The sequence below is a fragment of the Streptomyces sp. NPDC017979 genome, assembly GCF_044328175.1.
Lineage (GTDB): Bacteria > Actinomycetota > Actinomycetes > Streptomycetales > Streptomycetaceae > Streptomyces.
The window spans coordinates 287,427-300,894 of the sequence record NZ_JBIRGU010000003.1 but is presented as its reverse complement, the minus strand read 5'-3'; the positions used below and the strand labels follow the sequence as shown (position 1 = coordinate 300,894).

13 protein-coding genes are annotated in these 13,468 nt (G+C 72.3%); 2 read left to right on the top strand and 11 right to left on the bottom strand.

Annotated features, from left to right (window positions below):
- Positions 1-34: 34 nt before the first annotated feature.
- Entirely contained in the window at positions 35-1,795 is a 1,761-nt protein-coding gene (gene leuA, locus ACH4E8_RS10890) for a 2-isopropylmalate synthase (RefSeq protein ID WP_398446549.1), read from the bottom strand.
- 364 nt (positions 1,796-2,159) lie between these two features.
- On the opposite strand from leuA, the gene ACH4E8_RS10885 reads away from it, so the two are divergent.
- Together ACH4E8_RS10885 and ACH4E8_RS10880 are read left to right on the top strand one after the other, a co-directional pair.
- Entirely contained in the window at positions 2,160-3,215 is a 1,056-nt protein-coding gene (locus tag ACH4E8_RS10885) for a M4 family metallopeptidase (protein ID WP_398446547.1), read from the top strand.
- Positions 3,216-3,252: 37 nt separating this feature from the next.
- A complete protein-coding gene (locus tag ACH4E8_RS10880) occupies positions 3,253-3,519 on the top strand; it encodes a protealysin inhibitor emfourin (RefSeq protein WP_398446545.1) in 267 nt (88 codons plus the stop codon).
- Between the two features lie 294 nt (positions 3,520-3,813).
- Here ACH4E8_RS10880 and era read toward each other — a convergent pair whose 3' ends face one another.
- From era to ACH4E8_RS10830, 10 genes are all read right to left on the bottom strand, one after another.
- Positions 3,814-4,767, bottom strand: a complete 954-nt coding sequence (gene era, locus ACH4E8_RS10875; protein ID WP_398446543.1) for a GTPase Era — start codon at positions 4,765-4,767, stop codon at positions 3,814-3,816.
- A 60-nt stretch (positions 4,768-4,827) separates the two neighbouring features.
- The gene (locus ACH4E8_RS10870; protein ID WP_398446541.1) at positions 4,828-5,790 is read right to left on the bottom strand and encodes a WxL protein peptidoglycan domain-containing protein; all 963 of its coding nucleotides are present in this window, start codon (positions 5,788-5,790) and stop codon (positions 4,828-4,830) included.
- A gap of 61 nt (positions 5,791-5,851) precedes the next feature.
- Positions 5,852-7,219 (bottom strand): beta-xylosidase, encoded by a 1,368-nt coding sequence (locus ACH4E8_RS10865; protein ID WP_398446539.1) that lies wholly within the window; start codon positions 7,217-7,219, stop codon positions 5,852-5,854.
- 200 nt (positions 7,220-7,419) lie between these two features.
- Positions 7,420-7,896 (bottom strand): hypothetical protein, encoded by a 477-nt coding sequence (locus ACH4E8_RS10860; protein WP_398446537.1) that lies wholly within the window; start codon positions 7,894-7,896, stop codon positions 7,420-7,422.
- 412 nt (positions 7,897-8,308) lie between these two features.
- Positions 8,309-8,686, bottom strand: coding sequence for a cytidine deaminase (locus ACH4E8_RS10855; protein WP_398446535.1), 378 nt, complete (start codon positions 8,684-8,686; stop codon positions 8,309-8,311).
- 65 nt (positions 8,687-8,751) lie between these two features.
- The gene (locus ACH4E8_RS10850; protein WP_398447276.1) at positions 8,752-9,105 is read right to left on the bottom strand and encodes an MmcQ/YjbR family DNA-binding protein; all 354 of its coding nucleotides are present in this window, start codon (positions 9,103-9,105) and stop codon (positions 8,752-8,754) included.
- Positions 9,106-9,119: 14 nt separating this feature from the next.
- Entirely contained in the window at positions 9,120-10,421 is a 1,302-nt protein-coding gene (locus ACH4E8_RS10845) for a hemolysin family protein (RefSeq protein WP_398446533.1), read from the bottom strand.
- Positions 10,418-10,915: an rRNA maturation RNase YbeY gene (gene ybeY / locus ACH4E8_RS10840; RefSeq protein ID WP_361965577.1), complete on the bottom strand. Its 498-nt coding sequence runs from the start codon at positions 10,913-10,915 to the stop codon at positions 10,418-10,420. The genes ACH4E8_RS10845 and ybeY overlap by 4 nt, the downstream gene beginning before the upstream one ends.
- A 14-nt stretch (positions 10,916-10,929) precedes the next feature.
- Positions 10,930-12,030, bottom strand: a complete 1,101-nt coding sequence (locus ACH4E8_RS10835; RefSeq protein WP_398446531.1) for a PhoH family protein — start codon at positions 12,028-12,030, stop codon at positions 10,930-10,932.
- 368 nt (positions 12,031-12,398) lie between these two features.
- Positions 12,399-13,442 (bottom strand): carbohydrate kinase family protein, encoded by a 1,044-nt coding sequence (locus ACH4E8_RS10830; protein WP_398447275.1) that lies wholly within the window; start codon positions 13,440-13,442, stop codon positions 12,399-12,401.
- Between the last annotated feature and the right edge of the window lie 26 nt (positions 13,443-13,468).

Below are 13,468 nucleotides of genomic sequence, written 5' to 3'. Positions count from 1 at the left end.
CGGCGTCGCACGGATGGACGCCGGGCCAATGCGGTCAGCGGGCGGCGCGGTTGACCGCCGACACGACGGCCTTCAGCGAGGCCCGCGTGGTGTTGGCGTCGATCCCGACCCCCCACAGGACCTTGCCGTCGATGGCGCACTCGATGTACGAAGCGGCTTGCGCGGAGGCGCCCTCGCTCATGGTGTGCTCGGTGTAGTCCAGCAGCCGCACGTCGATCCCGATGGCCTGGAGGGCGTCGAAGAAGGCGGAGATCGGACCGTTGCCCGCGCCCTCCAGCCGGGTCTCGACGCCGTCGACGACCGCGTCCACGGTCAGCGCGTCCACGCCGTCGGTGTCGGTGGTGGACTGGCCCGAACGGAGCTGGATCCGGCCCCAGGCGTTGTCGGGGTTGGGCAGGTACTCGTCCCGGAAGACGCCCCAGATCGCGCCCGGGGTGACCTCGCCGCCCTCGGCGTCGGTCTTCGCCTGGATGATCTTCGAGAACTCGATCTGCATCCGGCGCGGCAGGTCCAGCTTGTGGTCGTTCTTCAGGACGTACGCGATGCCGCCCTTGCCGGACTGCGAGTTGACCCGGATGACCGCCTCGTAGGAGCGGCCCACGTCCTTGGGGTCGATCGGCAGGTACGGCACGTTCCACTCGACGTCGTCGACGGTCTTGCCGTCCGCCGCCGCGTCCGCCTCCAGCGCGTCGAAGCCCTTCTTGATGGCGTCCTGGTGGGAGCCGGAGAAGGCGGTGTAGACCAGGTCGCCCGCGTACGGGTGGCGCGGGTGGACCTCCATCTGGTTGCAGTACTCGCTGGTGCGCCGGACCTCGTCGATCTGCGAGAAGTCGATCTGCGGGTCGACGCCCTGCGAGAACAGGTTCATGCCCAGGGTGACCAGGTCGACGTTGCCGGTGCGCTCGCCCTGCCCGAACAGACAGCCCTCGACCCGGTCCGCGCCCGCCATCACGGCCAGTTCGGCGGCGGCCACGGCCGTGCCGCGGTCGTTGTGCGGGTGCGTGGACAGGCACACGTACTGGCGCCGGGACAGATTGCGCGACATCCACTCGAAGCGGTCCGCGTGCGTGGACGGGGTCGACCGCTCGACCGTCGCCGGCAGGTTCAGGATGATCTCCCGGCCGTCCTCCGGCTGCCAGACGTCCATGACGCCCTCGCAGACCTCCAGGGCGAAGTCCAGTTCGGTGTCCGTGAAGATCTCCGGGCTGTACTGGTAGCCGAAGACGGTCTCGGGGCCCAGCAGCTTCTCGGCGTACTCCATCACCAGCCGGGTGCCGTCCACCGCGATCTGCTTGACCTGCTCCTTGGAGCCGCGGAACACCACCCGGCGGAAGGTGGGCGCGGTGGCGTTGTACAGGTGGACGGTGGCCCGGTGCGCGCCCTTCAGCGACTCGACCGTGCGCTCGATCAGCTCTTCGCGCGCCTGGGTGAGTACGGAGATCGTCACGTCCTCCGGGATCGCGCCCTCCTCGATGATGGAGCGCACGAACGCGAAGTCGGTATCGCCGGACGACGGGAAGCCGACCTCGATCTCCTTGTAGCCCATCCGGACCAGCAGGTCGAACATCGCGCGCTTGCGCGCCGGGGACATCGGGTCGATCAGCGCCTGGTTGCCGTCGCGCAGGTCGGTGGAGAGCCAGCGGGGCGCCTCGGTGATGCGGTTCTCCGGCCACGTGCGGTCGGCGATGTCGACCGCGTCGAAGGGGCGGTACTTGTGGATCGGCATCCCGGACGGCTTCTGCGTGTGACTCGCGTTCGTCAGCGGGGTGGGACGACCAACGGTGGTGTCGGACATTGCGCGGGCTCCTCGGAATCCGGATGGATGGAAGGTCTCAACCGGCCGACGGTTCGAAGCAGCAGCAGGTCCCGCGGGGAGGGGGTCGGCCTACGACTACAGGCCCTCGCCGCGGCAGCTAAGAAGAAGCAGCCCGAAACGCATGATGCCTGGCATCGTAACCGACGCTCCGCGAGTCGGACCCGCCCGTATCAGTATGCGGAACCTGGAATGTCCGCCGAACATTCCCGCAGGGGGGGCGACCCTGGGCCGCGGGGGTGCAAGTGGCGTCGGGGGCGTCAGCGGAAGCGGACGCTTCACTCCATTTCACTAAAGGCCGTCGCAGCTAGTGACAGTTCGGTGACGCGGTGCCACATTGCCAGACATGGCATTCCACACCGTCTTCTGCACCGTCGTGCCCCCTCATCTGCTCGACAGCATCGCGCGCTCCGCCGCGGGCGAGGTCGCCCGGCGCGCCCACCGCACCCTGGAGCTGGACGCGCTCCAGCGCACCCGCCGTCGGATCACCACCGTGCGCGGCCTGACCGCGGCGGCCGCACCGCCCGGCCCCGGGGACACCCCGCAGCGCACCGTGTACGACTGCGAGCACCGCACCGACCTGCCGGGCAAGAAGGTCCGCGGCGAGGGCGACGCACCGGTCCAGGACGCCACCGTCAACCGCGTCTACGCGGGCCTCGGCGCCACCTTCGAGCTGCTGCTGAAGTCCTACGGGCGCAGCTCCCTCGACGACGCCGGGCTGCCGCTGAAGGCGAGCGTCCACTACGACCGCGACTACAACAACGCCTTCTGGGACGGCGCCCAGATGGTCTTCGGCGACGGCGACGGCGAGATCTTCCTGGACTTCTCCATCCCCGTCGACGTCATCGCGCACGAACTGGCGCACGGGCTCACCCAGTACACCGCGAACCTCGACTACTTCAGCCAGTCGGGCGCCCTCAACGAGTCCGTGTCGGACGTCTTCGGCTCGCTGGTCAAGCAGTACACCCTGGAGCAGACCGCGGAGGAGGCGGACTGGCTGATCGGCGCCGGGCTGCTGGCGCCCGACGTCAGCGGGGTCGCCCTGCGCAGCATGAAGGCCCCGGGCACCGCGTACGACGACGACGTCCTCGGCAAGGACCCGCAGCCGGCGACGATGGACGACTACGTGCGCACCGGCCGGGACAACGGCGGCGTCCACATCAACTCCGGCATCCCGAACCACGCCTTCTACCTGCTGGCCACCCGGCTCGGCGGCAAGTCGTGGGAGCGCGCGGGACAGATCTGGTTCGACACCCTGACCGGCGGGGAGCTTTCGAGCGACGCGGACTTCACCGACTTCGCCCGGCAGACGGTGGCCGCGGCACGCGCGCGCTACGGTGAGGGCGACGAGACGGAGGCCGTGCTCAAGGCGTGGTCCACGGTGGGCGTGCCCACCGCGTAGCGGGCCCGGGGCGGCCGAACACACGGGAGCGGAGCCCATGCGCATCCAGGTACGGCGCACCGGCGGATTCGCCGGCATCGAGCGGTCCGCGACGGTGGACACCACGGGCCGGTCCGACGGGGACGCCTGGCGCGCGCTGGCCGACGAGGCACTCGCAGGCGCGTCCCTCGCCCCGCGCGCCGGGGTGCCGGACGGCTTCGCGTACGAGATCACCGTCGACGGCCGCACGCTGCACACCGCGGACCCCCGTCTGACGGACGCCCAGCGCGAGCTGGTCTCCCGCGTACTGAAGGAAGGCGCCTAGTCCCTCTCCGCGGCGCGTCCGACCGTAGCCGCGGTGCCTCTGCGGGAGCGTTGTTCCCCGCGGCGTTCCCCGCGGCCCGGTGGTGGGCCTGTCGCGCAGTTCCTCCCCCTGTGCCCTGCCGGCACGGGGGCAGCGATACAGGGGCGCGGGGAACTGCGCGACAGGCCCACCACGGTCCGCAGAGACCAACGCACTCGTGCGCGAACGGCGCCGGTGTCCCAGGCCGCAGAGACCAACGCACCCGCGGAGCAAAGCGCCGCTCCGGCCGAAGCCGCGAGGGAGCGCCGTCGGCGCTCAGAAGCCGAGCTTGCGGAGTTGCTTGGGGTCCCGCTGCCAGTCCTTCGCGACCTTCACGTGCAGGTCGAGGAAGACCGGCGTGCCGAGCAGCGCCTCGATGTGCTTGCGGGACTTGCTGCCGACCTCCTTCAGCCGGCTGCCCTTGGGGCCGATGATGATGCCCTTCTGGCTGGGGCGCTCGATGTAGACGTTGGCGTGGATGTCCAGCAGCGGCTTGTCCGCCGGGCGGCCCTCCCGCGGCAGCATCTCCTCGACGACGACCGCGATCGAGTGCGGCAGCTCGTCCCGTACGCCCTCCAGCGCCGCCTCGCGGATCAGCTCGGCGACCATGACCTGCTCGGGCTCGTCCGTGAGGTCGCCCTCCGGGTAGAGCGGGGGGCCCTCGGGCAGCAGCGGGACCAGCAGGTCGGCGACGAGCGTGACCTGCTGGCCGCCGGTCGCGGACACCGGGATGATCTCGGCCCACTCGATGCCCAGCTCCCGGCCGAGCTGGTCGACGGCGAGGAGCTGCTCGGCGAGGCGCTTGGAGTCGACCAGGTCCGTCTTGGTGACGAGGGCGACCTTCGGGGTCTTCTTGATCCCGGCCAGCTCCTGGGCGATGTAGCGGTCGCCGGGGCCCACCTTCTCGTTCGCCGGCATGCAGAAGCCGATCACGTCGACCTCGGCCCAGGTGGTGCGCACCACGTCGTTCAGCCGCTCGCCGAGCAGGGTGCGCGGCTTGTGCAGGCCGGGGGTGTCGACCAGGATTAGCTGGGCTTCGGGCCGGTGCACGATGCCGCGCACGGTGTGCCGGGTGGTCTGCGGGCGGTTCGAGGTGATCGCCACCTTCTGACCGACCAGAGCGTTCGTGAGGGTGGACTTGCCGGCGTTGGGTCGGCCGACGAAACAGGCGAAGCCCGACCGGTGGGGGGCGGACTCGGTGGGCTGGTTACGCACGCTCATGCCGTTCATTGTCGCTGATGCCCGCCGCGCCCGTGCCCGCCGTGCCCCACTCGGCGCCGCGAGGGGTGCTCACCGGGCCCGTGCGCGGGCCTTCAGCCGGGCGCGGGCCCACGCTCCGCCGCCCCCGAGCAGCGCCGCCACGACCGCGGCGAGGAGCCACGGCAGGGCGAAGAAGGAGACCGCGGCCGACTCCCGGACGTCCTTCGCGGTCGCGGTGAGCCGGATCTCGCCCCAGTCGGCCTGCGGGGAGCCGCGCCAGCGCTCGGTGAGCCGGATCTTCTGCCGCGGCAGCAGCTCGGACGGCACCTTCCGCAGCTCCCGCGCCAGCAGATCGCGGCCGAAGAGCCCCTCGGCCTTCAGGGCGACCTGCGGGTTCAGGGTCACGTTGCCCCGGTTGTGCAGGGTGTACGAGATGACGGCGCTGCTCTCGCCCGCGCCGGGCAGCAGCGGGCGGTCCTGGCTGAGGGTGACGTCCTCGACGGAGAGCGCGGGCACCGCGGGGCCCTTCACCCGCAGGTACACCCGGGCGCCGACGGCCTGCTGCACGCCGAGCGCGACGTCCCCGCCGACCCGGCCGACGCGCTCGTCCAGCGCCACCAGGGCGCCCGGGTGGTCCCCGGGCTCGGCGCCCTCGGGGACGGTGAGGGCGTAGCCCACGGTGACCGAGGAGCGCGGCGGTACGGTGACGCGCTCCCGCTCGGGCCTGGCCCAGGCGCCGATGCCGCGCTGCTGCTCGTCCGGGGCGCGCACGGCGAAGCCGCCGTCGCGTTCGGTGTTGTACGCGTCGGCCGCGTACAGCCGGAAGGTCAGGGGGGTCGCGGTCTTGTTGCCGATGGTGATCCGGTCGGTGAGGGTGGCCCCCGGTTCGGCGGTGAGGTAGAAGTACGGCCGGCTGCCCAGCTCGGACGCGGCGGGGTAGACGGACCACTCGCCGTTCTCGGCGGCCCGGGCGGCGGGCGCCGTCGGGGCCAGCAGCGCGGCGAGCAGGGCCGGCAGGACGGCCCGTGCGCGTGCTCGGCGGGCTCTCGTCATGGGTGCGGGACCCCCGGGGTCGGGGCGGGCCGACCGGGTGCGCGCCCGGCCCGCCGTGCGGTCAGGTGAGGGTGAGGGTGAGGACGCCGGTGTACGCACCGGGCGGGGTGAACGCCGGGACGTCGAGCGAGACCTTCGCGTCCACCGCGAACTCTCCGCCGGTGACGGTGCCGTTGGGCGTGGAGGCGAGGGTCGCACCGGCGCTCCCCACGGTCCCCGCGGAGCCCGGCACGCAGGTGCTGGGGCTGCCCGTCTCGGTGGCGCAGGCGGGGGTCCAGCCGAGCTTCCCCGCCTCGATCCGGCCGCCGGGGCCGGTGAAGTCGGTGACCTTCCCGGTGAGGGACCAGCCCGCGGGCCCGCCGCGGAAGTCCCGGACCGTCACCTTCTGGAGGTCGCCGGTGGCCGCTCCGCCGGCGCCGAAGTTCACCGCGGAGAGTCGGACGGCGTCCCCGGCCTGCGTCATGGACAGGGTGCCGGCGACGACGGACGCGGTGAGCTGCTGGCTGTTGCCCGGCACGGGGGTGTCGTCGACGACGGTGTACGCGGCCGGCCCCGCGCCCTTGTCGGCGGACCAGGAGCTGCCTTCGTACGCGACGACTCCGCTGGTCCCCTTGGAGTTCACCTTCAGCCGGGCGGTGAAGCCGCCGGCCGCGTCGGTCCTGACGGTCATCTTGTCGGCGGTCTCGGCCCCGCCGGCCCGGCCGGCGACGGTGACGTCGGCGAGCGGGGTGAACGCGGTACCGGTGACGGTGACGCGTTCGCCGGGCTTGCCGGACGCCGTGCCCAGCGAGATCGCGCGCTCGTTGGCGCCGGGCCGCTCGCTCGCCACGATCGTGCTGGAGACGGGCGCCGGCGGGCTGCTGACCGCGCAGGGGGTGTCCAGCTCCATGATGTAGCTGGTGTGGATGTTGTAGTCGCCGGGCGAGAGGGTGATCGAGCCGGCCGCGGTGACCGTGAACGTGCCGGTCATGGCGAACGGCGGGAACTCCCCCTTGCCGGGCACCGGCGGGTTCTTCTTCGGGCCGGCGACGGTGAGGGCGCCGGTCTGGGCGCCGCCGATGGTGACCTTGCCGGTGGGGGTCATGATGTCGGCCGGGAGCGCGAGGTCGACCGGGTTGCTGGCGGCCGGTTTGGTGACCCGGTAGGTGACCGTGACCGCGTCGCCGACCTTGGGCGCGGCGTTGTCGACGGTGATCTCGGCGGTCGTGGTGCCGTTGATGGGCGGGATGCCGGCGATCGGCGGCGGTACGCAGCGGGTCGCGAAGTCGACCGGTGCGGACGCGGCGGGCGTCGCGCGTGCGGGAGCGGCCAGGGCGGCCGCGCCGGCGAGGAGCGCGAGGCCGCCGAGCGCGGCGGTCCACCGCCGACGCCCGGCCGCGCGACGGCGGGCCGCTGGTCTTCGCCCGGCGTTGCGGGTGGCTGAGGCCATGTGGTGTGCCCCCTTCGGAGGAAAGCGGACGGCCATTGACCAGGGGTGCTCAAAAGAAGTCAAGGGAAGCGAAATCCGCCAACTGATGACCCATCAGTTGCTGTCAAGATCGGTGCGTGCGGCCCCGGTGGAACGGTGCCGGAGGGGCCGGCGCCGCGCACGGCGACGCCGACCCCGGCTCCGTACGACAGGAGGGACGGTCAGAACACGAACGGCCCCGGCGACTGCGAGCTCACGGCGTCACAGCTCACCGGGAACCCGAAGATCGTCATCGTCAGGGCGGGCCCGGCGAAGTACGAGTTGAGGCTCTCGCCGAGCGCGACCGTCGCCTTCAACGGGCCGATCTCCACGGACGAGCCGGCCGCCAGCGCCGGGTTCTTCTGCCCGGTGAACTGCCGGGTGCCGCCGCCCGCCTTCGCCAGCGTGAGCGTCGCGTTGATGGTGTCGGCGCCCACCGCCACCGGCGTCTTCACCGCCGAGCGCAGGGTGATGGTGGCCGCGGTGCCGTTCTGGGTGGCGGTCAGCCTCGCCTGGCCGCCGCCCCACATGCCGCAGTCGTAGTCGGCGGTCGCCTCGGTCGGCGTGACCGCCCCGGCGCCCGGCGCGAACGCCAGGGACGTGACGGCGAGCACCCCCGCCGCCACTGCGGCGCCGATGCCCAGTCTGCTGCCTCGCATGGATTCCCCTTTCCCTTGCCAGGGATGGTCGGGGCAGCCCGCCGCACGCGGCGGACCGCGCGTGGTGACACGTGGACGTCATCGCGCACGGACGCGCCGGGTCGCGGGCCGCGTCACAAGGGTGTGCGTGGATCGTCGGCGAACTCCGCGGGCGGGGTGCGCACGCCGCACGGACGAAGGGACGGCCGGACTCGGCTCGGGACCGCGGATCGGGGTCCCGGACCGGGCCGTCAGGGGGTGGAGCGGGTGAATCTGACGATCCGTCGGTTCGAGCTGCTGTTCATTGATGCGCAACCGGCCGACGAAGGCAAGACGGACGGCCGTGATCCTTCTGGGAATCCACGGCGGGACCGGCGGGACGGGTCGATTCGCGAGGGCGTACGGGGGTGGGCGCGAGGTACGGGGCGGGGGTTCAGCCGGCCGTGACGCTGGCCCTGAGCCGTCCGTCCGGGCCGGCCAGCAGCACCGGGGTGGCGGGCCCGCCCGCGTCCCGTACGGCCGCCCGGTCCTGCTCCGAGACGGCGGCGGACTCCGAGACCACCGCCGCGGCCTCCAGCGACGTCGCCCCGCTCGCCACCGCCATCGCGACGGCCGTCTGGAGCGCGCTCAGCTTCAGCGAGTCGAGCGCCACCGTCCCGGCGACGTAGGTCCGTCCGGTCTCGTCGCGCACCGCGGCGCCCTCGGGCACCGCGTTGCGGGCCCGGGCGCTGCGCGCCAACGTGATGATCTTGCGGTCCTCGGCGCCGAGATCCGCCCCGTCGGCACCCTGGGATTCGCTGCTAAGGGTCATGCCCGAAGCATAGATCGCGTCCCGCCGGCGCCTCCTGGTCGGGCCACCCGGCGGGACGCGGCAGGTCAGGGCCGGTCCAGGCGGAGTCGTTCCGCCCTGGGGAGCTTGGCCACCACCAGGTCGTACGAGTCCTCGATCAGCTCCTTGACCAGGCGTGCGGGCAGGTCGGCGACGGCGACCGTGTTCCAGTGGCGCTTGTTCATGTGGTAGCCGGGGGTGATCGCGGGGTACTCGGCGCGCAGCCGCACCGCGTTCTCCGGCTCGCACTTCAGATTGACCGTCAGCGGCCGGCCGTCCAGCGCGCAGAGCGCGAACATCTTCCCCGCGACCTTGAAGACCGAGTTCTCCGGGCCGAAGGGGAAGGTCTCGACGGCGTCGTTGAACTCCAGGCAGAACGCCCGGAGCCGGGCCGCGGTCAGCGGGCGGGGCGTGGTCATCCGACCGCCACCTCGGCCTCGGGACGGTCCTTGACCGGCTCCGTCAGCACCGTGACGATCTTGTTGCGGCGGCCGGCCGGGGACTCCGCGGTGAGCCGCAGCGACCGGCCGTCGGGCAGGTCGACCAGCGCGGTCGCGCCCGCGATCGGGACCCGGCCCAGCGACTTGGCGAGCAGCCCGCCGACGGTCTCCACGTCCTCGTCGTCCAACGCGCCCACGCCGTACAGCTCGCCCAGGTCGCCGATGTCCAGGCGGGCGGTGACCCGGAAGCGTCCGCCGCCGAGGTCCTCGACGGGCGGCAGCTCGCGGTCGTACTCGTCGGTGATCTCGCCGACGATCTCCTCCAGGATGTCCTCGATCGTGACGATGCCGGCGGTGCCGCCGTACTCGTCGATGACGACGGCGACGTGGTTCCGCTTCTGCTGCATCTCGCGGAGCAGGTCGCCGGCGTTCTTGGTGTCGGGGACGAAGACCGCAGGCCGCATCGCGGTGGCGACCAGGTCGCCTTCGGCGTCGCGGTTCACATGGGTCTTGCGCACCAGGTCCTTCAGGTACACGACGCCGACGACGTCGTCCTCGTTCTCCCCGGTGACGGGGATCCGGGAGAAGCCGGAGCGCAGCGCGAGGGTGAGCGCCTGACGGACGGTCTTGTACCGCTCGATGCAGACCAGGTCGGTGCGCGGCACCATCACCTCGCGCACCAGGGTGTCGCCCAGTTGGAAGACGGAGTGCACCATGCGGCGCTCCTCGTCCTCGATCAGCGACTCCTGCTCGGCGAGGTCGACCAGCGCCCGCAGCTCCGCCTCACTGGCGAAGGGGCCCTTGCGGAAGCCCTTGCCGGGGGTGAGGGCGTTGCCGATCAGGATCAGCAACTGCGGGATCGGACCCATGATCCGGGCCAGCGGGAGCAGTACGTAGGCGGCGGCGGTCGCGGTGTTCAGCGGGTGCTGGCGGCCGATGGTCCGCGGGGAGACGCCGACGGCGACGTACGAGACGAGGACCATCACCGCGATGGCGACGGTCAGCGCCTCCCAGGTCTCCGGGAACGACCGGAGGCAGACGTAGGTGACGAGCACGCCGGCGGCCATCTCGCAGGCCACCCGCACCAGCAGGGCGACGTTCAGATAGCGGGTGGGGTCCGCGGTGACCTGCGCGAGCTTCGCCGCACCGCGCCGGCCCGAGCGCACCGCCTGGTCCGCACGGAAGCTGGAGACCCGGGCGAGGGCGGCCTCGGCGCACGCCGCCAGCCAGGCGACGACGACCAGCAGGACGGCCCCGGCGATCAGGAAGCCGCTCATGACACGGTCGGCGCGGGGGACGGGCCGGTCAGCCCCCGCTCGGCCCGCCAGCCGTCGACGATGGCGGCCTGGAGCCCGAACATCTCCGCCTTCTCGTCCGGCTCCTCGTGGTCGTACCCCAGCAGGTGGAGCACTCCGTGGACGGTGAGGAGCTGGAGCTCCTCGTCCATGGAGTGCCCGGTGGGCGCCTGCTCGCCCTGCTGGCGGGCGACCTCGGGGCAGAGCACGATGTCACCGAGGAGCCCCTGCGGGGGCTCCTCGTCGTCCTTGACCGGCGGGCGCAGCTCGTCCATCGGGAAGGACATGACATCCGTCGGGCCGGGCAGGTCCATCCACTGGATGTGCAACTGCTCCATGGCTTCGGCGTCCACGACGATCACCGAGAGCTCGGAGAGCGGGTGGATGCGCATCCGGGCGAGCGCGTAGCGGGCCACGTCGAGCACCGCCTGCTCGTCGATCTCGATTCCGGACTCGTTGTTGACGTCGATCGACATGGTGTGGTGGTGCTCTACTTCCCCTGGGCGTTGCGGCCGGAGTGCTGGTGGTGGTGCTGGTGCGCGGCCTGCTGGCCGTGCTGGGCACCGCCGGCCTGCGCACCGTTGCGGCCGTCGTACTTCTCGTACGCGTCGACGATACGTCCGACGAGCCGGTGCCGGACCACGTCGTGCGAGGTGAGCCGGGAGAAGTGGACGTCCTCGACGCCGTCCAGGATGTCCTGGACCTGGCGCAGGCCGCTCTTGGTGCCGTTCGGCAGGTCGACCTGGGTCACGTCGCCGGTGATGACGATCTTCGAGTCGAAGCCGAGCCTCGTCAGGAACATCTTCATCTGCTCGGGGCTCGTGTTCTGCGCCTCGTCGAGGATGATGAACGCGTCGTTGAGCGTACGGCCACGCATGTACGCCAGCGGCGCGACCTCGATCGTGCCCGCGGCCATCAGGCGCGGGATGGAGTCGGGGTCGAGCATGTCGTGCAGCGCGTCGTACAGCGGGCGCAGATACGGGTCGATCTTCTCGTAGAGCGTGCCGGGCAGGAAGCCGAGCCGCTCCCCCGCCTCCACGGCGGGCCGGGTCAGGATGATCCGGGTGACCTGCTTGGACTGGAGCGCCTGGACCGCCTTCGCCATGGCGAGGTACGTCTTGCCGGTGCCGGCGGGGCCGATGCCGAACACGATCGTGTGCTTGTCGATGGCGTCGACGTAGCGCTTCTGGTTGAGGGTCTTGGGGCGGATGGTGCGACCGCGGCTGGAGAGGATGTTCTGGGTGAGCACCTCGGCGGGGGTCTCGGCGCCGTCTCCGTCGCCGTTCGCCTCCGCCCTGAGCATGGCGATCGAGCGTTCCACGGCGTCCTCCGTCATCGGCTGTCCCGTGCGGAGCACGAGCATCATCTGGTCGAACAGTCGCTGTATCAGGGCGACTTCCGCCGCGTCTCCGACCGCGCTGATCTCATTGCCCCGGACGTGGATATCGGCCGCCGGGAAGGCCGCCTCGATCACGCGCAGCAGTGCGTCACCCGAGCCGAGGACCGTCACCATGGGGTGCTTGGGCGGGACGGTGAAGAAGGCTCGCGCCTGACCTGGCGCCGAGGTCTGTGCTGTGGATGTCTGAGTCATGGTCCGGCCCGACGGGCCTGCCTGACCTCCTCGTGCGGGGTTCTCGCCACTCGACAACCTCTGGTACCCCAGCGTACGTCCCCCCGGCCGCAACAGCGGAAGCCTTTTCCCGCGGAGTGCGGTGCGGGGCGGGGTGCGGGCCTACTCGCCGTAGCCCTGCGGGCGCGTTGTGCTCTGCGGCTGATCTGTGGCTCGTCGCGCAGTTCCCCGCGCCCCTATTGCGCCCTGCGGGCGCTGGGGCGCTCATGCCCGCAGGGCATGGGTTTTCAGGGGCGCGGGGAACTGCGCGGCAAGCCCACCACCGGGTCGCGGAGACCAACGCGCCGCAACCACAACGGCGGGCAGGTCCAAGCCGCCCCAGCGGAGCGTCAGGCGTGGCGGAAGCCGATCGTGGGGACCGCGCGGCGCAGGGGGCGGGGGGTCGCGGGGGTGGGGAGCAGGTCGTCGAGGAAGGCGTACCGCCGCAGCGCCGCGGGGTCCTGGTCCCGCGCATCCCGCGCGTACTGCCACCACGCCGCGACCTCGCACCAGCCCGGCGCCGAGAGCGAGCCGCCGAACTCCTGCACGGAGAGCGCCGCGGTCAGCCCGGCGAAGGCCAGCCGGTCGGCGAGCGGCCAACCGGCGAGGGTGCCGGTGACGAAGCCGGCGACGAAGACGTCCCCCGCGCCGGTGGGGTCCAGCGCCTCCACCGCGATCGCGGGGACCTCCGCGGCCTCGCCGGTGCCCGCGTCCACCGCGTACGCCCCCTCCGAGCCGAGGGTGACGACCGCGGTCGGCACGTACGCGGTGAGCGCCCGCGCGGCGGCCCGCGGGCACTCGGTGCGGGTGAAGCGCATGGCCTCCTCCGCGTTCGGCAGGAACGCCTCGCAGTGCGCCAGGTCCGCCAGCCGTGCGGGGTCCCAGCGGCCGGTCTCGTCCCAGCCGACGTCCGCGAAGATCCTGGTGCCGCCGGCCGCCGCCTCGGCGATCCACGGCGAGCCGTCGGGCTCCAGCGAGGCCACCGCGGCGCGACTGCGCGGCGGGCGGTCGGGGGCGGGCTCCGGCGGCGGGGCCTCGTGGCCGTGGGAGACCATGGTCCGCTCGCCCTCGTACGCCATGGACACGGTCACCGGCGAGTGCCAGCCGGGCACGGTGCGCGACAGGCTCAGGTCGATGCCCTCGCCCTGCTCCAGGGCGTCCCAGCAGTAGTCGCCGTAGTGGTCGTCGCCGAAGGCCGCGGCGAGCGAGGTGCGCAGGCCGAGCCGGGCGAGCGCGGTGGCCATGTTGGCGACGCCGCCGGGGCTGGAGCCCATGCCGCGGGCCCAGGACTCCGTGCCGCGCACCGGCGCGCAGTCCAGGCCGGTGAGGATGATGTCGAGGAACACCGTCCCCGTCAGGTACACGTCGTAGTACGGGTCGTCCGGCGCGCGCAGCGGCGCGAGCGGGTCGAGGAGGCTGG